28 protein-coding genes are annotated in these 24,842 nt (G+C 46.1%); all 28 read left to right on the top strand.

Annotation, left to right across the window (positions count from 1 at the left end; translation table 11 throughout):
- Positions 1 to 67: 67 nt before the first annotated feature.
- The 28 genes from H9Q77_RS09480 to H9Q77_RS09345 all read left to right on the top strand — a co-directional run bounded on the left by H9Q77_RS09480 (position 68) and on the right by H9Q77_RS09345 (position 24,833).
- Positions 68 to 1,774, top strand: coding sequence for a flagellar hook protein FlgE (locus tag H9Q77_RS09480; protein ID WP_249325320.1), 1,707 nt, complete (start codon positions 68 to 70; stop codon positions 1,772 to 1,774).
- Between the two features lie 142 nt (positions 1,775 to 1,916).
- The gene (locus tag H9Q77_RS09475) at positions 1,917 to 2,102 is read left to right on the top strand and encodes a flagellar FlbD family protein (protein ID WP_118546123.1); all 186 of its coding nucleotides are present in this window, start codon (positions 1,917 to 1,919) and stop codon (positions 2,100 to 2,102) included.
- A 25-nt stretch (positions 2,103 to 2,127) separates the two neighbouring features.
- Positions 2,128 to 2,925, top strand: coding sequence for a motility protein A (locus tag H9Q77_RS09470; RefSeq protein ID WP_022153904.1), 798 nt, complete (start codon positions 2,128 to 2,130; stop codon positions 2,923 to 2,925).
- A complete protein-coding gene (locus tag H9Q77_RS09465; RefSeq protein WP_022153905.1) occupies positions 2,925 to 3,755 on the top strand; it encodes an OmpA/MotB family protein in 831 nt (276 codons plus the stop codon). Before H9Q77_RS09470 ends, H9Q77_RS09465 begins: the two co-directional genes overlap by 1 nt.
- Before the next feature lie 28 nt (positions 3,756 to 3,783).
- On the top strand, positions 3,784 to 4,302 hold the full coding sequence (locus H9Q77_RS09460) for a flagellar basal body-associated FliL family protein (RefSeq protein WP_022153906.1): 519 nt from the start codon (positions 3,784 to 3,786) through the stop codon (positions 4,300 to 4,302).
- Between the two features lie 37 nt (positions 4,303 to 4,339).
- Entirely contained in the window at positions 4,340 to 5,320 is a 981-nt protein-coding gene (fliM, locus tag H9Q77_RS09455) for a flagellar motor switch protein FliM (RefSeq protein ID WP_022153907.1), read from the top strand.
- A gap of 2 nt (positions 5,321 to 5,322) precedes the next feature.
- A complete protein-coding gene (gene fliY, locus H9Q77_RS09450; protein ID WP_118550921.1) occupies positions 5,323 to 6,801 on the top strand; it encodes a flagellar motor switch phosphatase FliY in 1,479 nt (492 codons plus the stop codon).
- A 35-nt stretch (positions 6,802 to 6,836) separates the two neighbouring features.
- Positions 6,837 to 7,199 (top strand): response regulator, encoded by a 363-nt coding sequence (locus H9Q77_RS09445; protein ID WP_022153909.1) that lies wholly within the window; start codon positions 6,837 to 6,839, stop codon positions 7,197 to 7,199.
- Positions 7,199 to 7,564 carry a flagellar biosynthetic protein FliO gene (locus H9Q77_RS09440; RefSeq protein WP_022153910.1) on the top strand — a complete coding sequence of 122 codons (366 nt, stop codon included), beginning with the start codon at positions 7,199 to 7,201 and terminating at the stop codon, positions 7,562 to 7,564. The genes H9Q77_RS09445 and H9Q77_RS09440 overlap by 1 nt, the downstream gene beginning before the upstream one ends.
- Entirely contained in the window at positions 7,545 to 8,420 is an 876-nt protein-coding gene (gene fliP / locus H9Q77_RS09435; protein ID WP_118550922.1) for a flagellar type III secretion system pore protein FliP, read from the top strand. Before H9Q77_RS09440 ends, fliP begins: the two co-directional genes overlap by 20 nt.
- Positions 8,421 to 8,440: 20 nt before the next feature.
- Positions 8,441 to 8,713, top strand: coding sequence for a flagellar biosynthesis protein FliQ (gene fliQ, locus H9Q77_RS09430; protein WP_249325319.1), 273 nt, complete (start codon positions 8,441 to 8,443; stop codon positions 8,711 to 8,713).
- A 12-nt stretch (positions 8,714 to 8,725) separates the two neighbouring features.
- A complete protein-coding gene (gene fliR, locus H9Q77_RS09425; protein WP_022153913.1) occupies positions 8,726 to 9,508 on the top strand; it encodes a flagellar biosynthetic protein FliR in 783 nt (260 codons plus the stop codon).
- Entirely contained in the window at positions 9,505 to 10,617 is a 1,113-nt protein-coding gene (gene flhB / locus H9Q77_RS09420) for a flagellar biosynthesis protein FlhB (protein WP_022153914.1), read from the top strand. The genes fliR and flhB overlap by 4 nt, the downstream gene beginning before the upstream one ends.
- A 51-nt stretch (positions 10,618 to 10,668) precedes the next feature.
- Positions 10,669 to 12,702, top strand: coding sequence for a flagellar biosynthesis protein FlhA (gene flhA / locus H9Q77_RS09415; protein WP_249327151.1), 2,034 nt, complete (start codon positions 10,669 to 10,671; stop codon positions 12,700 to 12,702).
- A 36-nt stretch (positions 12,703 to 12,738) separates the two neighbouring features.
- Complete coding sequence (flhF, locus tag H9Q77_RS09410; protein ID WP_118692179.1) at positions 12,739 to 13,968, top strand: flagellar biosynthesis protein FlhF; 1,230 nt, start codon at positions 12,739 to 12,741, stop codon at positions 13,966 to 13,968.
- A 25-nt stretch (positions 13,969 to 13,993) separates the two neighbouring features.
- Entirely contained in the window at positions 13,994 to 14,884 is an 891-nt protein-coding gene (locus H9Q77_RS09405) for a MinD/ParA family protein (protein ID WP_022153917.1), read from the top strand.
- A 15-nt stretch (positions 14,885 to 14,899) separates the two neighbouring features.
- A complete protein-coding gene (locus H9Q77_RS09400; protein WP_022153918.1) occupies positions 14,900 to 15,631 on the top strand; it encodes a flagellar brake protein in 732 nt (243 codons plus the stop codon).
- On the top strand, positions 15,631 to 16,710 hold the full coding sequence (gene cheB / locus H9Q77_RS09395; protein WP_022153919.1) for a chemotaxis-specific protein-glutamate methyltransferase CheB: 1,080 nt from the start codon (positions 15,631 to 15,633) through the stop codon (positions 16,708 to 16,710). The genes H9Q77_RS09400 and cheB overlap by 1 nt, the downstream gene beginning before the upstream one ends.
- 51 nt (positions 16,711 to 16,761) lie before the next feature.
- The gene (locus H9Q77_RS09390; protein ID WP_022153920.1) at positions 16,762 to 18,855 is read left to right on the top strand and encodes a chemotaxis protein CheA; all 2,094 of its coding nucleotides are present in this window, start codon (positions 16,762 to 16,764) and stop codon (positions 18,853 to 18,855) included.
- Positions 18,856 to 18,872: 17 nt separating this feature from the next.
- Positions 18,873 to 19,364 carry a chemotaxis protein CheW gene (locus tag H9Q77_RS09385; RefSeq protein WP_022153921.1) on the top strand — a complete coding sequence of 164 codons (492 nt, stop codon included), beginning with the start codon at positions 18,873 to 18,875 and terminating at the stop codon, positions 19,362 to 19,364.
- Positions 19,365 to 19,377: 13 nt separating this feature from the next.
- Positions 19,378 to 19,998 carry a chemotaxis protein CheC gene (locus H9Q77_RS09380; protein ID WP_022153922.1) on the top strand — a complete coding sequence of 207 codons (621 nt, stop codon included), beginning with the start codon at positions 19,378 to 19,380 and terminating at the stop codon, positions 19,996 to 19,998.
- Between the two features lie 30 nt (positions 19,999 to 20,028).
- On the top strand, positions 20,029 to 20,517 hold the full coding sequence (locus tag H9Q77_RS09375) for a chemotaxis protein CheD (protein ID WP_022153923.1): 489 nt from the start codon (positions 20,029 to 20,031) through the stop codon (positions 20,515 to 20,517).
- 24 nt (positions 20,518 to 20,541) lie between these two features.
- Entirely contained in the window at positions 20,542 to 20,823 is a 282-nt protein-coding gene (locus tag H9Q77_RS09370; protein ID WP_022153924.1) for a hypothetical protein, read from the top strand.
- A complete protein-coding gene (locus tag H9Q77_RS09365) occupies positions 20,816 to 21,580 on the top strand; it encodes a FliA/WhiG family RNA polymerase sigma factor (protein WP_022153925.1) in 765 nt (254 codons plus the stop codon). The genes H9Q77_RS09370 and H9Q77_RS09365 overlap by 8 nt, the downstream gene beginning before the upstream one ends.
- Positions 21,581 to 21,619: 39 nt before the next feature.
- Positions 21,620 to 23,209: a DUF342 domain-containing protein gene (locus tag H9Q77_RS09360; RefSeq protein ID WP_249325317.1), complete on the top strand. Its 1,590-nt coding sequence runs from the start codon at positions 21,620 to 21,622 to the stop codon at positions 23,207 to 23,209.
- 18 nt (positions 23,210 to 23,227) lie between these two features.
- Positions 23,228 to 23,542: a hypothetical protein gene (locus H9Q77_RS09355; RefSeq protein ID WP_022153927.1), complete on the top strand. Its 315-nt coding sequence runs from the start codon at positions 23,228 to 23,230 to the stop codon at positions 23,540 to 23,542.
- A gap of 23 nt (positions 23,543 to 23,565) precedes the next feature.
- Positions 23,566 to 24,228, top strand: coding sequence for a DUF6115 domain-containing protein (locus H9Q77_RS09350; RefSeq protein WP_249325315.1), 663 nt, complete (start codon positions 23,566 to 23,568; stop codon positions 24,226 to 24,228).
- A 32-nt stretch (positions 24,229 to 24,260) separates the two neighbouring features.
- A complete protein-coding gene (locus H9Q77_RS09345; protein WP_249325314.1) occupies positions 24,261 to 24,833 on the top strand; it encodes a hypothetical protein in 573 nt (190 codons plus the stop codon).
- The last annotated feature ends 9 nt before the right edge of the window (positions 24,834 to 24,842 follow it).

Here is a 24,842-nt window from a genome sequence, read left to right as displayed (position 1 = left end):
ATGGAGGTTACACTCTTTTGAATGACAGAGAAAGAGAACGGTTCCGAACACAGGAGGAACAAGCACTATGATGAGATCATTGTATTCTGGTGTAGCAGGACTGAAAACACACCAGACCAGAATGGACGTAATCGGTAATAATATTGCCAACGTCAACACAACAGCTTACAAATCCAGTTCCATGACTTTCAGTGAACTGATGAGCCAGACCACACAGAAGGCCAGCGGGGCCAACGCCACCACCGGTGTCGGCGGTACCAATGCCAAACAGATCGGTCTGGGCGTTAAGGCAGGTGCTATCAATACTGCCATTACCACGCAGGGTTCCGCGCAGTCTACCGGTAACCCCTTTGATATCATGATCACCGGAGACAACTTCTTCGTAGTCAGCAACGGCTCCGAGAATTTCTTCACCAGAGACGGCTCTTTCTATGTAGATGGTGCCGGCAACCTGGCAATGACCAGCACCGGTTACAATGTCATGGGTTGGGGCGTGGATGAGACCACAGGCAACATCAAGCAGGATACCGTAACTGCACTGCGTATTATGAGTGCTGCGAATATGACCTATCCCCCTGAGGCTACCACAAAAGCAAATATTTCCGGTATTCTGGATGAGAACGATAAGGATGTGACCAGTGCCAACGGTAAGACCGTAAACCTGAACTTCTTCGATGCGAGAGGTTACAGTTATACTGCGAAGTTCACCTTTAAGCAGTCCGGCGGTGATAAGACCAATGAGTACAGCATGGAATTGAATAAGATTCTGGATTCCACCGGAGCGGAAATCGATATTTCAAAACTGAAATTTGGTAATCGATCCCAACAGAAGATGGAGACTAAGGTAACATTGAATACCGATGCCTACAAGTGGGATGGCAAAGTGTTGAAGACCAAGGATGGTACTACGGAAGTAGCCAATCTTGCAGATATTTTTAAGGCGGATGGAAGTCTGATCACTCCAGCAGATGATGCAGCGGCACAGAAACAGCAGAAAGCGCTGGATGCCATCGCGAAGGCTTATGGATACGAAGGATCTACTGATGAATTCCTGAATCTGTATATCACGAGTACTGCAAATAAGGATAAGCAACTGACGATACAGGATCTGCTTGGAAATATGATGGCCGGTAAAACGACAGATGTACTTCCTGCTGACGGTAGTGCGATTACTATGGAGGGCCGTTACTTTGAAGGAACTACTGTAGTATTTAATAAAGATACCGGTAAACTGGAAAGTGTCGGCGGCTCTACTACAAACCTGAACGTTAATGCAGCATTTTCTGCTTTGGGTGGTAATTTCTCCGATGTTACTATCGATCTGTCCGAGTGTACCAACTACGATAACAAGGGTACCTCCACCATTGGCGCTACCAGCGGAGACCTGGACGGACTGGGAACCGGACGCCGTCTGGGAGATATGATCGGTGTATCCATCCAGAAGGATGGCATGATCTACGCAAGCTATGACAATGGTATGACTAAGCTGCTCGGACAGATCGCCACAGCAGCCTTTGCCAATGCTTCCGGTCTGGAGAAGGAGGGCGATAATCTCTACTCCGCAACACTGAACTCCGGTGAATTCGACGGTATCGGCGTAGATATCACTGCAGGCGGCGGATACATGTCCCCCGGTCAGCTGGAGATGAGTAACGTAGATCTGTCGTCTGAGTTTACCGAGATGATCACCACACAGAGAGGATTCCAGGCGAATAGCCGTATCATTACCGTGTCCGATACACTGCTTGAGGAACTGACCAATCTGAAGCGTTAAGAAATCGTAAAAAAAATTTGACTGCATAAAGGGATAGGAAAAAACCTGTCCCTTTTGTGTATATAAAACATCAAGGGAAAAAAGTACTACATCATTACAAATAATCCTGTTAAATCCGCAGGGCAGAATAGGAGACGGTAATATGATCGAAGTCACGAAGATCAATGGAATCAAGGTATTGGTGAATCCGGACCTGATCGAACTGGTAGAAGAGACCCCGGATACAGTGCTGACACTGACCACCGGAAAGAAAATAATTGTAAAAGAAAGTAGACAAGAAATAAAAAATCTTGTAATATTATACAGAAAGGATATTTTTGCAAGATAAAAAAGCAGAATGTCAGGTGATTTAAGTGGATATAGCTTCTTTAGCCGGTATATTGCTGGCATTATTCATGTTGGTATTTGGTATCATAAGTTCCGCAGGTGTGGGAGGATTCAGGGAATATTTGGATCCGGCTTCTGCGATCATTACCTTTGGCGGAGCATTTTCCTGTACCCTCACGTCCGTGAGTTTGCAGAATTACATAGCTGGTTTGAAATCTTTCACACTGATCTTCAAAGCGCCCACACTGAATACTTCGGATATGATCGGTAAGATCATAGAGCTTTCCAATGTGGCACGTAAGGAAGGCCTGCTTTCGTTGGAAGAAGCAGCAACCGACCTGGATGACCCTTTTCTGAAGAAAGGAATTCTTCTGATCGTCGATGGAACCGATCCCGAATTGGTACGTGCGATTATGGAGACGGAACTGGTCAGCGTGGAGGGTAGACATAAGGATACGATTGGCTTCTGGGATACACTGGCGGCCATGGGTCCTGCCTGGGGTATGATCGGTACCCTGATCGGTCTGGTAGATATGCTGTATCATATGGATGATCCGTCCACACTGGGACCTGCCATGGCGGTTGCACTGATCACTACATTGTACGGATCCCTGTTGGCTAACTGGATCTGTACGCCGGTATCCAATAAATTAAAAGCGGATAATGCGATAGAGATGCAGCAGAAGGAAGTCATGATCGAGGGACTTTTGTCCATACAGGCAGGTGAAAATCCCCGTGTCATTGAGGAGAAATTAAAGTCATTCCTTCCTCCGAAGGACAGAACAAGTGCAGATGAAGAAGGAGAAGCGGGGGGTGAAGCTTAATGGCAAAACGTAAGCCTGAAGATCCACCTGCTGGTTCACCGGCATGGATGTCCACTTTCAGTGACCTGATGAATTTGCTTCTGTGCTTCTTTGTCATGCTGTTTTCCATGTCATCTATTGATGCCAACAAATGGGATGAAATGGCTGCGGCAATGTCTAACAGTGCTTTTAGTATTTTTAACGCCGGCTCTACGGCCATAGGTGAAGGAATATTGATCAGTAACGGCGTCAGCCAGCTGAATGATCTGGATGAGTATATCAGTAATGCTGGAAGAAATGCGGACAGTGAAACGGATTCCGACAATTATGAGAAATATGATAGCACAGAGGCACTGCAGGAGGCACTGAATGAGAAAAATCTTCAAAGCAATGAAGAACTGTCCGAAATGGTACAGGAAGCTGTAAATGAGGACAGCCTGGCGGATCAGGTGGATGTATCTTTCACAGCGCAATATGTACAGCTTTCTATGAAGGGAGCTCTTTTATTTGATTCCGGAAGCGATTCCCTGAAGGAACAGTCCAAGACAGTATTGGACAAAGTGGGAGTGATCCTGGAACGATATGGCAGTGATTCTGTAATTGAAATTGAGGGACATACGGATAATGTTCCGATACATAGTGCGAGGTTCGCTGATAACGAGGAACTGAGCAGTGCACGTGCACTATCTGTATTTTATTACCTTGTGGATAATACTTCACTGAATCCTGCAAATCTCCGGCATGCGGGAATGGGAGACCGCACCCCCGTGGCGGACAATTCCACAGAAGAGGGCAGAAGTAAGAATCGACGGGTAGAGATCAGAATATATAATCCTTCTGCGGCAAATTAAGGCAGACAGGGAAAGGAAGCAGAATAGTATGAAGAAAAATCTGATGACAGTGCTGATCCTGGCACTACTTATCGTGAATATTGCGTTGACCGGTGTTATGCTGGTAAGCATTGTGGGAACGAATAAGAAGACGGCACAGCTGGTGGATAATATCACGACCGCCATGAATCTGGAACTGACGGTTCCGGGAGCAGAGGGGACGACGAATGTTCCTCTTACGGACACAGAAGTATATAATATTGCGGATTCTATGACGATCCCGCTGAAGAGTGAGGCGGGAGCAAAGCAGGATTATATTATGTTTGATGTCTCGCTGTCTATCAATAAAAAGAGCAAGGATTATAAGACCTACGGAAGCAGTGAAACACTGTCCGGCTATGAAAATCTGATCAAGGATGCCATTACCGCTACGGTTTCCGCACATACGGAAGATGAGTGCAGAGAGGATATGGAAGGTTTGAAAGAGGAAATCCTGAAGTCTGTGCAGGATCTGTTCCAATCCGACTTCATCTATAAGGTTGCAATCAGTGGAGTGAAATTCGGCTGATGAACCACAAAAATAAGATGACAGGAGGTGAGGTCCTGTGAGTGATATACTTTCACAAAGCGAAATTGATAATCTCTTGAAACAATTGTCGGATGGAGATCTGGATGTGGATCAGATTCAGGGTGAGGATGAGAAGCAGGTTAAAAATTATGACTTCAGTCGTCCCACCAAATTCTCCAAAGAACACTTAAGAACATTGGAGATTATATTTGAACATTACAGCAGACTGGTATCGACAAACCTGCCGGTATATCTGCGTAAAAACGTACAGGTATCGGTTGCAAGTTCCGAGACGGTTACTTTCAGTGAATTCTCCAATGCACTATCAAATCCGTCGGTACTCGGCATTATTAATTTTGCACCACTTAACGGCAATATCATTATTGAGATAGCAACCAATCTGTGCTATGCCATGCTTGACCGTATGCTGGGAGGCAGCGGACAGCCTTTGGAAAAAAGCAGGGAATTTTCAGATATTGAACTGACAATATTACAGAAATTATTGGTAATGTTCACCCAATTGTTACGGGAACCCTGGAAAAATGTTGTTGATATCTCGCCGGTCTTAAGCAGGCTAGAGACGAATCCCCAGTTTGCGCAGGTGATCGCTCCCAGTGATATGATCGCCATTGTAACCCTGAACATGAAAATTGGGGATGTAGAAGGAATGTTAAATATCTGTCTTCCTTTCTTTACACTGGAAGATGTGATGGATAAACTGAACACCAAATATTGGTTCTCCACAATGCAGGAGAACCATGATGAACACTACGAAGAGTACATTGAATCCATGATCCGCAGAGTGGATGTTCCCATTAAAGCGGTGCTGGGCAAGAGCACAATTTCCGTAAGCGATTTTCTGAATCTGCAGGTTGGAGATTGTATTCGACTGGATTCCAGAGTGGATACCGATATGGAAGTGTATGTGGGCAATATTAAGAAGTTCACAGCATTACCGGGTACAGAGAAAGATTCGTATGCTGTTCAGATCACATCGGTGATCAGAGAGGAGGAGTAACGATGGATGGGATGTTATCTCAGGATGAGATAAATGCCCTGCTGCAAGGCATGGATCTGTCGGACACCGCGGACAGCGGTGCATCGCCGGAGACACCTCAGGACAGCAGCTCGGCTGAAAATACGGATAATGCATATGTGAAAGATGTGGCACCGACTGTCGGAGACGAAGAGGAACTGACCGATGTAGAGAAGGATGCGATTGGCGAGGTAGCCAATATCAGCATGGGTTCTTCCGCCACTACATTATATTCACTGGTAAACCGCAAAGTAAATATTACCACTCCGGTGGTTACACTGGCCACATGGAAGACTTTGCTGGATAGTTACGAGAAGCCCTGCGTATTTATTCAGATCAAGTATACAAAGGGGTTGGACGGCACCAATATTCTGGTGTTAAAAGAGCATGATGTAAAAGTGATCACCGACCTGATGATGGGCGGTGACGGTACCAATACAGAAGGAGAACTGGGAGAGCTGCATCTGAGTGCAATCTCCGAGGCAATGAATCAGATGATGGGAGCTGCAGCCACCTCACTATCTACGCTGCTGCAGACGGTGATCGACATCAGCCCGCCGGAGTCTTCCCTGTTCGACCTGACAGAAGTAAAAGACGGCAAAGAAATTTCTCCATTTTTGGGCGGTACTTTTGTAAAGATTTCTTTTCGCATGCAGATTGATGATCTGGTGGACAGCACTATCATGCAGCTATATCCCATAGATTTTGCCCGTAAGCTGGTAGAGACATTTATCAATACGCAGATGGCTAACATTGATGAAGTGACAGAGAAAAAGCCTGAACAGCCGGAGAATGATACTACAGCGCAGATTCCTGCACCGGGTACTGATAATCAGACGCAGATGAACAATACGAATCTGAACGGCATGAACCAGATGGGTAACATGGGCATGAATGGCATGAACCAGATGGGTAACATGGGCATGAATGATATGAACCAGATGAACAACATGGGCATGAACGGCATGAACCAGATGGGCAGCATGGGCATGAACGGCATGAACCAGATGGGCAACATGGGAATGAACGGCATGAACCAGATGGGCAATATGGGCATGAACGGCATGAACCAGATGGGCAACATGGGCATGAACAGCATGAACCAGATGGGCAACATGGGCATGAACAGCATGAACCAGATGGGCATGATGGGAATGCCGGGACAGAATGTGAATGTACAGCCTGCGCAGTTCCAGAGCTTTTCGAATGACAATATGGGCACTACCGGACAGGAGAATATCGGACTGATCAAAGATGTTCCACTGGAAGTAACGGTGGAGCTTGGCAGAACGACAAAATCCATATCCGATATTCTGGACTTCTCTCCGGGAACGATCATAGAGCTTGACCGTATTGCCGGTGAGCCGATCGACGTATTGGTGAATGGCAAGTTCGTAGCCAAGGGAGAAGTTGTTGTAATTGAAGAGAGTTTTGGCGTACGAATTACGGAGATTATAAAGTAGGCAGAGAACAGACCAAATAAACGGAGGAAAATTAAATGGCTAAAAATATTTTAATCTGTGATGATGCAGCATTTATGAGAATGATGATCAAGGACATTCTGACCAAGAACGGCTATAATGTGGCAGGAGAAGCAGAAAACGGATTGAAGGCAGTGGAAAAGTTCAAAGAGGTAAATCCTGATCTGGTACTTATGGATATCACTATGCCTGAGATGGATGGAATTCAGGCATTGAAAGAGATCAAAAAGATCGACGGCGGAGCAAAAGTAATTATGTGTTCCGCTATGGGACAGCAGGCAATGGTTATTGAGTCCATTCAGGCCGGAGCCAAGGACTTCATTGTAAAGCCTTTCCAGGCTGAGCGTGTTATTGAAGCAGTGAAAAAGGTAGTGGGTTAATGATCATACTTACCGGAAAAACAGACAGTTATGCGCAATTCATCACAGTGTTGCTGATCTTTGTGGCGGTACTGGCGGTGACTGCGCTGGTGACAAAATGGATTGCCGGATATCAGAAGCAGCAGGGTGCAGCGGGGAATATTGAAGTATTGGAGACCGTCCGGATCGCCAACAACAAATATATCCAGTTGGTTCGCATTGGCGAAAGCTATTTTGCGATTGCGGTCTGCAAAGATACCGTAACAAATCTGGGAGAAATTCCTGCCGGGCAGCTGAAGGACAAGACAACAACAGATAATACTTCTGGCTTCCGGGAGTTATTGAAACGTGCGGCTAAGAAAGAGAATGAAGAACAAGATCATTAACTGGAGTAATAAATTTAAGATTGCAACGTATATGGTATGCCTGCTGGTCACGGTGGGCATATTGTGTATTTGCGTACCGATAAAGGCACAGGCTTCGGAAAGACATCTTACGGGAGACACAGAGGTCTCCACAGTGATCAATCCTGCCGGAACGGCGACTACCCATGAGGAAGTAGGGTCGTTGAATACAGCCAATACGGTCAGCATTACCTATAATAATGGGAACGGTCAGATCAATGGAGCACTGAGAATTCTGATCACTCTGACACTGATTGCACTGGCACCGACCATTATCATTATGATGACCTCTTTTACCAGGATCATCATTGTGCTGCACTTTACCAGATCGGCATTGAATACGCAGACGGCACCGCCCAATCAGATCCTGATCGGTCTGGCATTGATCCTGACATTTTTTATTATGGAGCCTACCATTACGAGAATCAATGAAGAGGCGATCCAGCCGTTTGAAGCGGGAACCATCGACCAGAGTGAAGCACTGGAAAAAGGCATGGCTCCCTTGCGGGAGTTCATGTATCCGCAGACACAGGTAAAGGACGTAGAACTTTTTATGGATATCGCCGGACTGGAGTGGGATGGAACCCTGGAGGATATTCCCAATTCCGTGCTGGTACCGAGTTTTATGATCAGTGAATTGCGTACTGCATTCTGGATCGGATTTATGATTTATATTCCTTTCATTGTGATCGATATGGTAGTTGCGTCGACTTTGATGAGTATGGGTATGATGATGCTGCCGCCTACGACGATTTCCATGCCCTTCAAAATACTGCTGTTTGTTCTGGCAGATGGATGGGCACTGATCATAGGTCAGCTGGTGCAGACGTTCTATTAATCGGAAGGTGAGGTGTTACTATGACGATTGATGCAGTATCTGAAATGACTAATAATGCACTCTATGTGATCATCAAGGTATCGCTTCCTGTACTTCTGGTGTCTTTGATCGTGGGTCTGATCATCAGTATTTTTCAGACGGTGACATCCATTCAGGAACAGACATTGACATTTGTACCTAAAATCATAGCGATCTTCCTGGCGCTGATCCTGCTGGGCAGCTGGATGATGAATACTATGGTAGAATACACAGTACAGCTTTGGTCGAGTTTCAGCCAGTATGTACACAGGTGACGGGATGACTTCATGATAGATTTTTCGTTTTCGATATATGATCTTGAATATTTTTTATTGATTTTTGTCAGGGTATCCTGTTTTGTATACATAGCACCGTATTTTGGAATGAACGATACTCCTGCCAGGATCCGGATCGGTATCAGTTTTTTTACATCGATCCTGCTGTATGAAACACTGACACCGGCAGATGCGGTTGTATTTGATACGGTGATGGAGTATGCCGTGATCGTCATGAAAGAGGCAATTGCCGGACTTCTGATCGGATTCGGCGCGAATATCTGCATGGCGATCGTGAATTTCGCCGGATCCATTGCGGATATGGAGACCGGCCTGTCCATGGCAACCCTGATGGATCCGGCTACCAGAGAGAGTACCAGTATCACCGGTGCGTTATATCAGTATTCTTTTATGTTGATGCTGATCGCTTCCGGAATGTACCGCTATCTGTTTGGAGCGCTGGCGGACAGCTTTACGCTGATCCCCATAAACGGTGTGACTTTTCATGCGGACAGTCTGCTGAACTCCATGATAGAATTTATGAATGATTATATTCTGATCGGCTTTCGCATTGTATTGCCGATTTTTTGTGTGACATTGCTGTTAAATGCCATTTTAGGTGTGCTGGCCAAGGTGTCACCGCAGATGAATATGTTTGCGGTGGGAATTCAGCTGAAGGTGCTGGCGGGATTGTCTGCCCTGTTCCTTACGGCCGGAATGTTGCCAGGGGCAGCGGATTTTGTGTATCAGGAAATGAAGAAGATGGTAGTATCTTTTATCGGAGGTATGATGTGAGCTTAGAATATAATCTGCAATTCTTTGCCGCAGAAGGCCAGGGCGGGGAGAAGACAGAACCTGCTACCGAGAAAAAATTAACAGATGCCAGAAAAGAAGGACAGGTTGCCAAAAGCCGTGAGGTTGCTAATGGGCTTGGATTACTGGCGGTGTTCCTGGTGCTGAAACTATGGGTAGGAAATATGGGATATCAGTTCATGAATGTTTTTACGGTTATTTATGAGAAGATTCCCGAGGTGGTAACGTTCTGGCATGGCAATATGCCGCAACAGGATACCACACTGGTATTCCGAAAAATGATGCTGGAAGCCGTAGTGATCATGGCACCGCTTCTGCTGATCGGTTTCCTGATTGCTTTTTTAAGTGATGTGGTCCAGGTAGGATGGCATCCCACCGGAAAAACATTGCAGCCGAAGTTTTCCAAAATGAGTCCGGTGTCCGGATTTAAGAGAATATTTTCAGTCAACTCAGTGGTAGAACTGATCAAATCCCTCCTGAAGATTGGACTGATCGTTTACATATGCTATAATTATCTGAAGAATAAATGGCCCCTGTTGTATCAGCTATATGATCTGGATCTGATGCAGGCGATCGGACTGATCGGGAATACGGTGACGGATCTCGGAATCAGAATATCACTGATCTACATGATCATTGCGGCAGCTGATTTTATCTATCAGAAGGTAAAATTCAGCAGGGACATGAGAATGACCAAGCAGGAAGTAAAAGAAGAATATAAGCAGCAGGAAGGAGATCCGCAGATCAAAGGCCGTATCCGGCAGAGAATGCGGGAAGCCTCCCAGCGCAGAATGATGCAGAATCTCCCCCAGGCAGATGTCGTTATTACGAACCCCACGCATTATGCGGTTGCCATAAAATACGATCCGGAGGTGGCGGATGCTCCCATTGTGATCGCTAAAGGAGAAGATTATCTGGCGGCTAAGATCAAAGAGATCGCCAGAGACCATCAGATAGAAATCGTAGAGAATAAACCCCTGGCCAGAATGCTGTATGCCAATGTGGATGTTGGACAGGCAGTCCCTCCGGAGCTTTATCAGGCAGTGGCGGAAGTGCTGGCATTTGTATATCATCTGCAGGGGAAGATATAACTTAAGAAGAATTTACAAAAAAGACAGAAAGGAGGTCAGGCACATATGAAAATGAGAAAAGCGGATGTGGGTGTAGCAATCTATATCATGGCTGCCATTATCATGTTTATTGTACCGATTCCGGCCTGGCTTCTGGATATATTGCTGGCTGTCAATATTTCCATTGCGTTGACGGTTCTGTTCGCCACCATGTTCAGCAAGGAAGTGCTGGATATGTCGTTCTTTCCCACCATGCTGTTGTTTACAACAATTTTCCGAATAGCACTGAACACCTCCTCCACCAGACTGATCCTGCGGGATGGTAATGCCGGTAATGTCGTGGAGACCTTCGGTGAATTCGTAGGCGGCGGCGACCTGGTCATCGGCGTTATCATCTTTATTATTCTGATATTGATCCAGTTCATGGTAATCAATAAAGGTTCCGAGCGAGTGTCTGAAGTAACCGCAAGATTTACCCTGGATGCAATGCCCGGTAAGCAGATGGCAATTGATGCGGATCTGAATACCGGAGCCATCACGGATGCGGAAGCCAAGAGACGCAGAGAGAAGATCCAGGAAGAGGCAAGCTTTTTCGGTTCCATGGATGGTGCCGTAAAATACGTAAAGGGAGATGCGGTAGCGGGTCTTCTGATCACCACGATCAATATCGTGGGTGGTATTATTATGGGAATGACCAGGCAGGGAATGGATATTACAGCGGCCCTGAACAAATATGCGATCCTGACCATTGGTGACGGTCTGGTAAGCCAGATCCCTTCTCTGCTGATTTCACTTTCCACCGGTATTCTTGTGACCAAAGGAAGCAAGGATGCTGACTTTGGCACTACGTTGGTAAGCCAGCTGTTCGGTGTGCCGAAAGCACTGTACCTGGTAGGGGCAATGCTGGCTGTTTTAGGATTTGTGACACAACTGAACACGATCCTGTTCGTGGGTCTTGGCCTGGTATTTATCATTGTGGCGAGAAATATTGAGGGCACGATTGAGACGGCAAAGATTGAACAGGAAGTAGACAGTGAGGAAGCAGCTGCGGAGGAGATACGACAGCCGGAAAATGTCAACAGCCTGCTGCAGGTGGATCCGATCGAATTGGAATTCGGTTACGGAATTATCCCTTTGGCGGATGTGAACCAAGGTGGTGACCTGCTGGATCGTGTCGTGATGATCCGAAGACAGATAGCATTGGAACTTGGTACGGTGGTACCTATTATCCGACTGCGGGATAATATTCAGTTGAACCCGAATCAGTATATTATTAAAATCAAGGGAATTCAGGTCAGTGAGGGAGAGATACTGTTTGACCATTATATGGCCATGAATCCCGGGTATGTAGAGGAAGAGATCACCGGAATCCCTACCTTTGAGCCTTCTTTCCACCTGCCGGCGATCTGGATCACGGAAGGACAGAGAGAACGTGCGGAGAGTCTGGGATATACAGTAGTAGATCCTCCCTCGATCATTGCTACGCACCTGACAGAGATCATTCGTCAGCATATTGCAGAGCTGCTTACCAGACAGGATGTCCAGAACCTGATCAACAACGTAAAAGAGAACAATTCTTCCCTCGTGGAAGAACTGGTACCCAAGCTGCTTGGACTGGGTGAAATACAGAAAGTGTTGCAGAATCTGTTAAAAGAAGGAATATCCATCAGAGATCTGCTGACAATACTGGAAACCCTGGCCGATTATGCGCCAACGACGCGGGATACGGATATCCTTACGGAATATGTAAGACAGAGTCTCAAGAGAGCGATTTCTACGAAATATTTCCCTTCCCATGAGACGACAAGTGTGTTGACACTGGATCCGAAGATTGAACAGGAAATTATGGGCAGCGTAAAACAGACGGAGACGGGAGCTTTCCTGAATCTGGATCCAGCCAGAAGCAAGGCGATACTGAACGCTGTGGGTGAAGAGATCAAAAAGCTGGAAAATATGGGAAAAACCCCAATTATTATGACATCACCCATTGTGAGAATGTATTTCAAACGACTGACGGAAGACTATTATCCGGATCTGGTCGTGGTATCTTACAATGAAGTGGAATCAAATGTAGAATTACAATCTGTGGGAATGGTCACAGCATAACAGGAAGAGTGAACCGACGCAGGAGTGATGAGTAATATGATCATCAAGAAATACACGGGGAAAACGGAAGCAGAAGCTACAGAAGCTGCGAAAAAAGAACTTGGAAGCGGTCTCGTGATCATGAATGTAAGGGAAGTAAAAAAGAAGGGATTTTTTGCATTTCTGTCTCCGAAGCAGATAGAGATCACTGCTGCACTGGAGGAGGAAAATCCTCGGAAACCGCAATATGGAAGTATTACGCACACGACGGATGCACCGGTGGAGAACAGAAATCTGTTTGTCAGAAACAGTACAGAGAATATAGAAAAAAAGCTGGACAGTCTGCAGACACTGTTGGAGAGTCAGTTAAACAGCAGACAGGCGACCGGGGAGGAGACGGGAACCCACCGGGAAACAGTCAGTGAAGAAAAAGAGAAAAAGGATTCGGAAGCGGAAACCCCGGAGAAGAAAGAGGAAGAGCAGAATCCGGAACAGGATAAATTTATCCGGCTGTTGTATAATAAAATGTTGGATAACGAGATGGACGAGAAATACGTAAACAGTATTTTGGAAGATGCCTCTAAAACCAAAAAAGCAGACCTGCCCTTTGATTATCTGCTGGCTAATATTTATCAGAAGATGGTATTGAAATTCGGAAAGTCAGAAGGGATTACGCCCTCTACGGACGGACCGAGGATTGTATTATTTATCGGACCTACGGGAGTGGGTAAGACAACTACCATTGCCAAGCTGGCAGGAAAATATTGTGTGGAGGATAAAAAGAAAGTGGCACTGTTAACCGCAGATACCTATCGCATTGCGGCCGCAGAACAGCTAAGAACCTATGCCAATATTTTGGAGACACCTTTCCGGGTCATCTATACCCCGGAAGAACTGCAGACTGCAGTGAAGGATTATTGGGATTGTGATTATATTTTTATAGATACAGCGGGGAGATCACATCAGAATGCGGATCAGCTGGAGAAAATGAAGGAAATGGTGGGAGCACTGAAAGACCCCGGAAACTATCATGTGTTTCTGGTTCTCAGTGCAACTACTAAATATAGGGATCTTCAGAGAATTGCAGACTGTTATGGTAAGATCGCGGATTATGAGCTGATCTTTACCAAGTTGGATGAAACGGAGGCAGTGGGGAATCTGCTGAATATGAAGCTTTATACCGGTGCACCGGTCGCTTATGTGACCTGTGGACAGAATGTTCCGGATGACATGGAAGTATTCAATCCACAGAAGACGGTAAAACAGATCCTTGGTGGAAAGGAATAAAGCTTAGACAGAAAGGCGCGGGAAAATGGATCAGGCGGAACAGTTAAGGATTATTAAAGCAAATAAGCAGATAAGACCGACTGCAAGAGTCATAACTGTCACCTCCGGAAAAGGTGGCGTTGGAAAATCCAATATGTCTATCAATCTGGCAATTCAATTTCGTAAAATGGGAAAAAGGGTCGTTATTTTAGATGCAGATTTCGGACTGGCGAATATTGAAATTATGTTTGGTGCAGTGCCAAAGCATAACTTATGTGATCTGGTATACGAAGGAAAAAGTATCAGTGACATCATAACCCAGGGCCCTATGGGAGTGGGATTTATCTCCGGAGGATCCGGAATTGCCGGAATGTCAAATCTGGGAAAAGATGCTCTTACCTGCATTATACAGAATCTGGCCGAGCTGGATGCCCTTACGGATGTGATCATAGTGGACACAGGAGCCGGAATATCGGACAGCGTATTAGAATTCCTGGTGGCGAGCGGCGAGGTGCTGCTGGTGACGACGCCGGAGCCTACTTCCATTACGGATTCTTATTCTTTGTTAAAGGCGTTGTACCGACATCCGAGATATGAAGAGGCCTATACTAAGGTCAAAATGGTGGCAAACAGAGTGGAAAATGTAAAAGAAGGCCAGGTGCTGTTTGATAAGCTGAATGCAGTGGTTACCAGATATCTTAAGACCTCCATGGAATATTTGGGGTGTGTACCACAGGATCCCCAGGTGGTGCAGGCAGTAATGCAGCAGGTGCCTGTGTCGATACAGAATCCGGGAGCAAAATCCAGTCAGGCATATCAGAGAATTGCGGAGAAATTGTGCGATAAAACACAGGAAGAACAACCGAGGCGCGGAATGGCAGCTTTTTTCTCCCATATTATAGGGACCAGAAACGGAGCTGCAAAACAGTCCAGATAAGAGAGGTACAAAATTATGTTGTCCAGATTTGTGGAAGAAGGTTCTAAAGTAGAGCTTCGGGCGCTGGAACATGGATTGGGAGAATCCGGAGCCGAAAATACGACAAAGGTTTACCAGAGCCGTGTACTGCAGATCCTATCGGAGGATACACTGGAGATTTCCATGCCAATGGAACAGACCAGACTGATCCTTCTGCCGGTGGAAAGCGAATATGATATGGTATTTTTCGAAGAGAATAGTCTGTATCAGTGTTTTTCCAGAATCGTAGATCGTTACAAAAGTAATAATGTATATGTGCTGGTGATGGAACTGACCAGCAATCTGCGCAAATATCAGCGGAGAGAATATTATCGGTTCAGTTGTGCACTGGATATGTGTGCGCGGAATCTGGAGGAAGAAGAAATCGAGGCACTGGAGAAAAATTCACCCTATGAGCTTCAGCCGGGACTTCCGTTAAAGCATAGTGTGATCGTAGATATCAGTGGTGGCGGATTGCGCTTCCTGTCATCTCAGAAATATGAACCCGGGAGCCTGATCCTGTGCAGCTACCATCTGCTAAAAGATGGGGAAAGAAAAAAATATGATGTGGTCGGAAAGGTTTTGGCAGTCAAGGAACTGGAAAACCGGAGGGGAATGTTTGAACACAGAGTCCAGTACTACAATCTGGACGTAAATACCAGAGAAGAGATTATTCGGTTTATATTTGAAGAAGAGCGTAAGAGCCGTAAAAAGGAGAGACTGAACTGATGCCAAAAAAAATATTGGTTGTAGATGATTCTGCACTCATGAGAAGAGTGCTCTGTGATATAATAGATGCAGACATAAGGTTTCAGGTAGTTGACAGAGCAAAAGACGGATTAGAAGCTTTTGATCTGTTGAGCAGAAACAGTTATGACGCGGTTGTCCTGGATGTGAATATGCCGAGGATGAACGGACTGCAGCTGTTGCAGGAATTGCGAAAATACAAGATACCGGCAAGAGTGATGATGGCGAGTACCGACACTATGGAAGGCGCCAGAACCACCCTGGATGCACTGGAACTGGGAGCTCTTGATTTCGTACATAAGCCGGACAGTGCAGTCGACTGCCGGGGAGAGAATTTCCGCAGAGAGTTTTTACGGACACTGAATGTTGTGGCTAACGGCAGAATGCCGTCATTCAATGAGGAGAAGAAAATTTCCGAAGAGAAGGGCACAGTCAGGGAGATGATGAAGATCATCAATCATCACCCGGTCAGTGTGGGCGGCAACAAAGTGGTGGCAATTGCAAGCTCCACGGGAGGTCCGAAATCTCTGCAATCGGTGATCCCTCTGTTACCGGCCGATCTGGATGCACCGGTACTGGTAGTACAGCATATGCCGGCAGGATTCACAGCATCTCTTGCAGAGAGACTGGATAATTTAAGCCAGATTCATGTAAAAGAGGCAGCAGAGGGGGAAGAACTGAAAAAGGGCTGGGTCTATATCGCCATGGGAGGAAAGCACCTCCATGTGGTAACCTCACCGGCCGGACGTCATACACTGCATTTATCGGAAGAACCTTACAGGGAAGGAGTCAGACCCTGTGCCAATTATATGTACGAATCCCTGCAGGACAGCCGCTTTGATACGGTTGTATGTGCAGTTATGACCGGAATGGGTGCGGACGGAACGGAAGGGATCGGTAAATTGAGAACTTCCAGGAAAACATACGTGATCGCACAGGATCAGGAGACAAGCATTGTATTTGGAATGCCCAAGAGTATTATTGCAGCAGGACTGGCAGATCAGGTGGTACCGTTAGACCAGATCGCCCAGGAAATCATACTGCATGTAGGAGTAAATTAAGTAATATATGCCGTTTCCGGCAATGCTGTGATCGGCAGAATGGAGGAAAAGATGGACGTAAGCCAATATCTTGAAATTTTTCTGGATGAAACAAATGAACATCTGCAGAACCTGAATACACAGATTCTGGAACTGGAGTCAGATCCCGAGAATATGGATAATATCAATGAAATATTCCGTGCGGCACATTCCCTGAAGGGTATGGCGGGAACCATGGGCTATAAGCGGATGCAGAATCTGACCCATGATATGGAAAATGTATTTTCGGAAGTGCGTAACGGCAATATTAAGGTGACACCGGAAATGATCGACGTACTGTTCCAGTGCCTGGACGCTTTGGATGAGTATAAAAACAACATCCAGGAGACCTCCGATGAGGGAACCAATGACAATGAAAATCTGATCAAAGCCCTGAATGATATTTTGAACGCTAACAAGACCGGACAGGAGCAGCCCGCAAAGGAAGAAAAAGCAACAGCACCCGCAGCGGAGAGCACCGGAACAGGTGCGGAAAAATGGAATGGCATTGCGTTTGATGACAGCCAGATCCGCGTGATCAAAGAAGCTATGAAACAGGGCAAAAATGTATACGGTATTAATGTTGTGGTACAGGACAGCTGTATCCTGAAGGCGGCAAGAGCTTTCCTGGTGTTCAAGGCTGTGGAGGAAAAAGGAGAGATCATCGTCTCCGTACCCAGCGCACAGGATGTGGAAGACGAAAAGTTCGATAAAGATTTCACTCTGATCGTTTTGTCCGATTATTCTCTGGATGATGTGATCAAGGCAGCGGAAAGCGTATCCGAGATCGCACAGGTGACCGGTGCGGTTCTGGAACTGGAGAAGACCAAGAATTATCATTCCGAAGAGGAGACACAGGAACCCGCACAGGAGAAAAAAGAAGAAGTAGCCGAGACAAAGACTGAAACGAGAAAAGAAGAGAAGAAGCCTGCGGCTGCTAAAGCTCCGGAGAAAAAACAGGTGAGCAAGCCTGTGGTCAACCGTACTGTACGTGTAGACATCGAGAAACTGGATTCTCTGATGAATCTCGTAAGTGAGCTGATCATTGCCAAAAACTCTCTGGTAGCTGCTTCCAGCAATGACCATGGCAACAATACGGCATTCAATGAGCAGATCGAATATCTGGAAAATGTGACAACCAATCTGCATGAATCCGTAATGAAGGTACGAATGGTACCTATCGAAAGCGTTGTAGTGAAGTTCCCCAGAATGATCCGTGATCTGTCTAAGAAGCTGGACAAGAAGATGGAACTGTATATGACCGGTGAGGAGACCGAGCTGGATCGTACCGTGGTGGATGAGATCGGGGATCCTCTGATGCATCTGCTGCGTAATTCCGCTGACCACGGTCTGGAATCTGCAGAAGTTCGTGCACAGCGCGGCAAGCCCGAGCAGGGATCTATTTTCCTGGATGCTTATCAGGATGGCAATAACGTAGTCATCGAGGTAAGAGATGATGGTAACGGTATTGATGTGGAAGCTGTTAAGAATAAAGCAATCGAACGTAATCTGGTAACCGTAGAACAGGCAGCAAATATGTCGGAGAAGGATATTATCAATCTGCTGTTCCAGCCCGGTTTCTCCACTTCCGAAAAAGTAACCGATGTATCGGGAAGAGGCGTGGGACTGGATGTCGTGAAGTCCAAGATCGAATCCTTAAGCGGTGAAGTAGAAGTGAAATCAAAATGGGGAGAGGGAAGTACCTGGACGATCCGTCTGCCTCTGACCCTTGCAATCATTCAGGCACTGATGGTAGTCGTAGGTGGAGAAAAATATGCGATCTCCCTGGGATCCATTCAGACCATCGAAGATATCTCACCGAAGGATATCAAACTGGTAGAAAACAAAGAAGTGATCAACTTAAGAGGAACGGTAATTCCCCTGATCCGTCTGACGGAAGTACTGGATGTGGAAAGTACCAGATCTACCGAGGATAATCTGATTGTGGTAATCGTCAAGAAGGGAGACAAAATGGCAGGTCTTGTGATCGATGAACTGATCGGTCAGCAGGAGATCGTTATCAAATCTCTTGGCAAATATATCAAGCAGTGTAAATTTATCAGCGGTGCAACGATTTTGGGTGACGGTGAAGTGGCACTGATCCTGGATGCAAATGCATTACTGTAAGGAGGGAGATGACGATTATGGAAGAACTTAGCATGAAAAATACGTTAAAAGCCGGAGATGAGCGTAAAATTGAGGAGGAATTTTTCCAGTATATTGTGATCCGCCTCGGTGATGAGCAGTACGGCATTGATATCCGTTACATAGACAACATTGTCAGAATGCAGCACATTACCAGAGTACCCAAGGTACCCGCATATCTGAAAGGTGTTATTAATCTGCGTGGAGAAGTACTGCCGGTAATGAGCCTCCGACTGAAAATGGGACTGGAGGCAGACGAATTGACCCGTGCTACCAGAATTATCATTCTGAAACTGGAACAGCAGGGCAGTGTCGGCATAATTGTGGACGAAGTGAAGGAAGTTGTCACTCTCGGTACCAGCGAGATTGAAAAAATGTCTCAGAATGCCGGTGAGAATAAAAAGAGTTTTATTACAGGTGTAGGAAAACACAATGGGGAACTGATCTCTCTTCTGGATCTGAATTCCATTACACTGGAGGAAAACGCATAAAGGAGATGGATCCATGGGAGATCTGAGTTTAGAGAAAGTTTCGGAAACATATCTGGATGTTTTAAAAGAAATTGGAAACATAGGTGCAGGCAACGCTATGACAGCACTCTCCCAGATGTTAAACTGCAAGGTGGATATGAAAGTACCGCAGGTAAAGCTTTTGGATTTTAATGAAGTCGGAGCACTGATGGGAGGAGAGGAACAGGTGATGATCGGTGTTTTCCTGGGGGTGGAAGGAGACATTACCGGAAGCATGATGTTCCTGGTGGAACAGAACAGCGCAAAACATCTTCTCCATAAGATCCTTGGAGATATGGTACAGCCGGAAGGTTTTTCAGAGATTGAATTTTCTGCAATGCAGGAGATCGGCAACATTATCACGGGAGCCTATCTGAATTCCCTGTCGTCTCTTACGAACCTGACGATTATCCCTACCCCGCCTTCTCTGACGCTGGATATGGCGGGAGCGATCCTAAGCGTTCCGGCAATTGAATTTGGAACTTTGGGAGATAAGATTTTATTGATCCAGTCTCAGTTTTACGATGAGGTGGAGATTGACGGTTATTTCATTCTGGTTCCCGATATTGAATCCTATCCCAAGATATTATCGTCTTTGGGAATATCTGTTGCATAAGGTGCTAAGAGGTAGAAGAAGGGGAGCAGAATGAGCGAGATTATTAAGGTAGGAATGGCGGATCTGAAGACCTGCGTAAGTCCCGACGGAGTGACGACTTTGGGATTGGGATCTTGTGTGGGAATTGCAATCCGCGATCCGGTGACGAAAATAGGCGGTCTGGCGCATATTATGCTGCCGGACAGCACTACGATACGTAACAGTAGCCAGAATATTGCAAAATTTGCGGATACGGGAATTGATGAACTGGTACGCCAGATGGAAAAACTTGGTGCGAGAAAGGCAAGAATGGTTGCTAAGATTGCCGGTGGCGCTACCATGTTTACATTTCAGGGTCGTAACGACATGATGCAGGTGGGGGAGCGAAATGTGCAGGCTGTTAAGAAGAAATTGAAGGAAATCAATATCCCTATTTTAGCAGAGGATACAGGCAAAAACTACGGAAGAACCGTTACATTTTATCCGGAGACCGGAGAATTTTATATCCGTGCGGTAGGAAGAGATGAATCAGTCATCTGACAAATATTGGAATGGAAGAAAATTATGAACAGAAAGAATATGCCATTGATCCTGATGCTGACAGCCGGCGCCTGTACCTGTATTGTTACGATGGTACAGGCTTACTCGGTATTGGCAAGTTTGGTGGCACTGTTTGCTGTGATGCTTTTGTTTTACTGTCTGGGAAACGGTGTCCGGCTTCTGCTGGATCGCTTTGACAGGCAGAACGAGGAAAAGGCAAAACAGGAACAGGAAGAGAAGGCGGAACAAGAAGATGCTGTATCGGAAGATGCACAACAGAAGGGTGTAAGCGAGTCAAATGGATGAAGCCGGTAAGAAAAGGTTATTAGAAGAATATGCTGCTAATAAGCGACCGGAGACCAGGGAGCAGCTGATACTGGAGTATGCCCCCCTGGTGAAAGTGGTGGCCGGAAGACTGAGCATGTATCTGGGATACAACGTAGACTATGAGGATCTGGTCAGCTATGGGATCTTTGGCTTGATTGATGCAATTGACAAATTTGATTGCCTCAAAGAAGTAAAATTCGAGACCTATGCCAGTCTGCGTATCCGTGGAGCCATTCTGGATCAGATTCGTAAAATGGACTGGATACCTCGGACGATTCGCCAGAGACAGAAGAAGATTGACGCTGTCATCAAGGAAGTGGAACAGACTACGGGACGCAGCGCAACAGATGAAGATATTGCTATGGGTCTGGGAATATCCGCGGAGGAATATCTGGACTGGCAGTCGCAGATGAAAATTACGGGACTGGTGTCACTGAATGAATATATGGATCAGGGAAGCGATGTCTCGCAGGATTATAGCAGACATACCACGGCCAGATTTGACGGTCCGGAAGAGAGCGTTGAGAAGGAAGAGCTGACAAAAGTACTCGGAGAAGCATTGGAACTTTTGACAGAGAAAGAGAAGAAAGTAGTTACGCTGTATTATTACGAAGATCTTACGCTAAAAGAGATCAGTAATATATTGGAAGTGTCGGAATCCAGAGTCTCCCAGCTGCATACGAGAGCTCTGCAGAAAATGAAGACAAAAATGGGAAATTATATGGGACTTTTATAAAAATGGTTGACCCGCAGATTGGGTAAGAGGAGAAAATGCATGCAGAATGGCTATTTTCAGCTCGTAAATGCACCGGGAGGTTATGGGCTACAGATATTTCAACCAAAGGACGGAGGAGCGGACGTGAATCTCCAGGAGGTGTTGAATTATCTTGAACGGGAATCTGTGCCGTATGATCCTATGGCAATTAAAAAAGCAATTTTGTCGGGGGAAGATACGGTATGCTTTCTGGAGAGAAAGGATTGCCCGGCACTGGAAGAAACCTACAGTATCGAGGTCAGCCAGGATAATATGCAGGTGATTCTTCGATTCTATCCGGCATCACAAAGCGGGAAAAGAACAACCATGGACAGTGTGATCCGGGATCTCAGATACCGGAACATTGTCTACGGAATACAGATGAACGTTCTGCAGGATCATTTTATGTCGGATGGGATCTATGGTACAGATCTGATCGTGGCCAAAGGTAAAGAACCGAGGCATGGTACGGATGCGTCTGTCAGGTATTATTTTAATACGGATGTTCATGCACAGCCTACATTAAAAGATGACGGCACCGTGGATTATTTCCACCTGAATATGATCAACCCCTGCAGAAAGGGACAACTCCTGGCGGAAATCATTCCGGAAGATGAAGGAGAATACGGAATAACGGTGCAGGGAGCCAAAATCCGCCCCAGACAGGTGAAAAAAGCACATCTGGAATTCGGACATAATATTGAAATCTCAGAGGACAGAAAAAAGCTTACTTCTCTGGTGGACGGTCACGTGTCACTGGTAGAGGGCAAAGTATTTGTATCCGATGTTTATGAAGTAGAGAATGTAGATCTATCCACCGGAAATATTGAATTTGAAGGAAGCGTGCAGGTGCGTGGCAATGTTTCTTCTAATTTTGAGATCAGGGCCGGTGGCAATGTGATCATAAGCGGTGTGGTAGAGGGTGCCTGCATCGAGGCCGGAGGAAACATTATCATTGCCCGCGGTATGAACGGTATGGCAAAAGGCATCCTGAAGGCCGGTGGCAATATCGTTGCCAAATTTCTCGAAAATGCGACGGTCAGTGCCGGTGGTTACGTGAATACGGAGTCGATTCTGCATAGCAATGTGACGGCATCTACGGAGATCCAGGTAACCGGTAAGAGAGGCTTTATCACTGGGGGACATGTACGTGCCGGTCAGAGAATCGAAGTGAAGACTCTGGGAGCGACACTGGGGGCACCGACCGTGGTAGAGGTCGGAGTGGACCCGGAGAAAAAAGCAGAATATATGAAACTCCAGAAAGAAATTTCGGAGATCGTTAAAAATATTCGGAGTATTCAGCCAATTCTTGCCAGTTTCACAGAGAAAAAAAACAGAGGAGTGCGTTTTACTCCGGACCAGCTGAATTATATCCGGAATTCCGCAGCAACGATGGAGACACAGAAAAAGAGCCTGGCGGAGAAAAACGCGCGCATGCAGGAATTGCAGATGGAGTTCAATCCACAGGAAAAGGCCGCTGTCATCGTCAAGGGAGAGGTGTATCCGGGGACTACGATCATTATCGGGGATTCCTCCATGCAGGTGAAAAATACTTACCAGTACTGTAGATTTGAACGGATCGACGGAGATGTTAAGGCTACCGCAATATAGCAGAAAAGAGGCACAGATATGGCGTTTGGTTCGTTGGAGATTGCTTCGATCCCCAGAACACAGGATTATTCCGTGATGAAGCAGAATGAGGACAATAAAGGGGCATTTCAACAGATGACTCTGGGACAGCAGTCTCAAAAACAGAGTGAAAAGCTTACGAAAGAAGTACACAGCAGTGATAATGCGGACTGGTATACCGGACAATATGATGCCAAGGAGAAGGGACACAATGAATATGCCGGAAACGGCGGAGATAAACGCCGGAAAAAGAAAGAACCGGAAGATGGTGTCGTTATCCAAAAACAGCATCGTGGTTTTGACATCAAGATCTGAAAATACAAAGGAAACGTAGTAAGATGGACATTTTAGAAGTAATCCTGCTGATCGTAGGAATTGTAATTTTTATAGGAAGTTTTTTACTGCCGGCAGGCAGATCGGACGCCGGTAGAATCGACACAGATGCGGCAAAACAGGAAATCCACGGTCTGATAGAGGAAGAAATGAAAACAGTCCGTGCACAGGTGCAGGATAAAGTGGAAGAAACCTCAGAAGATGTGGTGGAAAAGGCGGAGAGATCGCTGGAACGCCTGACTAACGAGAAAATCATGGCGGTAAATGAATATTCCGATACGGTATTACAGGAAATTCATAAAAATCATGAGGAAGCAATGTTCTTATATGATATGCTGAACAACAAGCATGCCAATATCAAAGATACCGTCTCCAAAGTGGACAAAGCGGTGAAAGCTGCGGAAGACAAGGTGAAGGCGATCGATGATACTCCGACGGTAAAAACTGAGGAAACGGAAAAAGTGATCCCGGCAGACGAACCGGCGAAAACAGAGGAGGCTGTATCTCCGGAAATCGGATTCATGGGTGAGACAGCGGAAGAAGGCCAGAACAACAACGAGAAGATCCTGGAAATGCACAGACAGGGCAAATCCACGGTAGCAATAGCCAGGGAACTTGGACTGGGCGTGGGAGAAGTAAAACTCGTAATTGACCTGTATAAGGCCTGAAGGTAATCACGAAATTAAGGACGGAGACAGAAATGAAATTAAAATATTATCTGCGCGGTCTTGGAATTGGTATGATCGTGACCGCATTGATCCTGGGAATCAGCTTTTCTCACCGTCAGGGGCAGGAGACACAGATATTGACAGATGATCAGATCAGAGAACGTGCGGAACAGCTGGGAATGGTGGACAGCAGTGAACTGACGTTAGCAGCTCTGCAGAACAGCGTACAGCAGCAGGCACAGGAAAACACGGAGAAGACGGAAGCATCCCCGGAGCCTGAGACCGAAGAAGCAATGACAACAACATCGGAACCGGAGACAACGGTTGCACCGGAAAATACCATGGAACCGGAAGCAACACCACAGCCTGAGACGATTGTAGCACCAGAAGCAGCGCAGACGGTTACTGTTACCGTAAAAAAAGGAGCAAGCTCCGGAAGCGTCAGCAGCCAGCTACAGGAAGCGGGATTGGTGGAAGATGCGAAGACATTTGACAATTACTTATGTAATAACGGCTACAGCCGCAGCATAAATCCCGGCACTTATGAGATAGTTCCCGGGACTTCTGAAGAAGAAATCGCAAAAATAATCACAGGAAAACATTAAAAACCCCTT

This window comes from Simiaoa sunii (assembly GCF_014337175.1).
GTDB classification, from domain to species: Bacteria; Bacillota; Clostridia; order Lachnospirales; family Lachnospiraceae; genus Acetatifactor; species Acetatifactor intestinalis.
This window is presented reverse-complemented; position numbering and strand designations above follow the sequence as displayed.